Annotated in this window: 1 protein-coding gene; it reads right to left on the bottom strand. The window is 68.3% G+C overall.

Going from position 1 to position 1,484, the window contains the following annotated elements; all coding sequences use genetic code 11:
- The coding region (locus DLJ47_RS35285; protein ID WP_233258190.1) for an IS4 family transposase at positions 1–1,310 on the bottom strand (1,310 nt) is incomplete at its 3' end.
- Positions 1,311–1,484: the final 174 nt, after the last annotated feature.

Here is a 1,484-nt window from a genome sequence, read left to right as displayed (position 1 = left end):
CTGATCGGTGTGGTCAAGAGGTTGATGGTGATGGTTGCTTGGTAGGTGCGTCGGTCGACGCGCAGGCTTTTGTAGGCGTATCGGGACAGCGGTCGTTTGACGGCTCGGGGTTTGACGCGGAGCCGGCGTGGGGGCATGAGCTGGTCGAGAATGGCGCGGCCGATGGTGCCGACGAGGTCGATGACGGTGCCGGCGAGGACGTTCGCGGCCTGGGTGAGTTGGTCGCGGGCGGTTTGCAGGGCGATGCTGAAGCTGGCCCGGTCGGGGTCGGTGCCGGTAGTGCTGATGGCGTCGGCGATGGCGATTCGGATGGCCTGGTAGGTGGTCAGCAGGGCGTAGATCTCTTGGGCGATGCCGGAGGGGTGGTGGCTGCGTAGGACGCGGCGGCCGAGCATGCTCTTCTTGATCGCCAGGTACGCGGTTTCGATCTCCCATCGTTCGTGGTAGAGGGTGACCAGGCTGGACGCGGGGTAGCGGTGGTGGTCGAGCAGGGTGGTGGCCAGCCGGTAGACGCCGGTGCGGTGCCCGGTGGTGGTGGCGATGGTGATCTCACAGTCGATGATGCGGACCGGCAGGTCGCTGACGCGGGACAGGAACGAGCCGTCCGGCAGTCGGCGCAGCACCGGGGGCTTGCGAAGGGCGGTGAGGCGGGCCAGGAACGCGGCGCCGGTGCCGGCGACGGCCTGCAGCAGGGTGTTGCTGGACAGGCCCCGGTCCAACAAGACGATCATGCCGGGGTGCAGGGACCGGGCCAGCCGTTGCGCGTAGCGGGCCTCGCCGGTGCTGGCGGGTCCGAAGACCGCGTCGATGATTGCCCGGGTGCCGCAGGCGACGAGGGTGACCAGGGAGATCTGTGGATAGCCGCTGGCGGCGGTGTACTGGTTGGAGCCCTTACCTAGCCAGGCGCGGGTGGCCGGATTGTCGGGCACGTCCAGGCAGGTGCCGTCGATCGCGACGACCAGCAACCCGGCCCACCGGGTGCCGGCGGTGCGGATCGCGCCGGCGTGCCCACGCAGAAGGTCGAACAGGGCGCGCATGGGGCGGGTGCCGAGCCGGCAGCGGGCATGCCACAGCCCGGTCGCGGTGATCGTCGGTATTGGCAGGCCGCGGAGCGCGCCGGTGAGTTTGCGCCAGACCGCCAGATATCCGCAGTCCTCGAACAGGGTGGCCGCGAGCAGCAGGTAGACGACGACCCGGGCGGGCAGCTTACGCAGCCGTCGCTGGACCGCACCGGACTCAGCGAGGACCGCGTCGACCATCTCGAACGGCACGATCTGCGTCAACTCGCCCAGATGGCCCGGGGCGAACACCCCTTCAGCTACAACGATTTCACGAGTGATGGCACACTGAGCAGACAGCGGAGCTCCCACAGCAGCGGTTGTCTTGGCGGACAAGCCGTTTCTACCGGAGCTCCGCTTCCTGCATGTCAGGGGCCGTATCGAGGCACTTGCCTACCAGCCCACACGCCTAACTTCACGGCGTTG

The sequence above is a fragment of the Micromonospora sp. S4605 genome, assembly GCF_003176715.1.
Lineage (GTDB): Bacteria > Actinomycetota > Actinomycetes > Mycobacteriales > Micromonosporaceae > Micromonospora > Micromonospora echinaurantiaca.
Note: the sequence above shows the minus strand (reverse complement) of the source record. Positions and strands in the feature narration are given on the sequence as shown.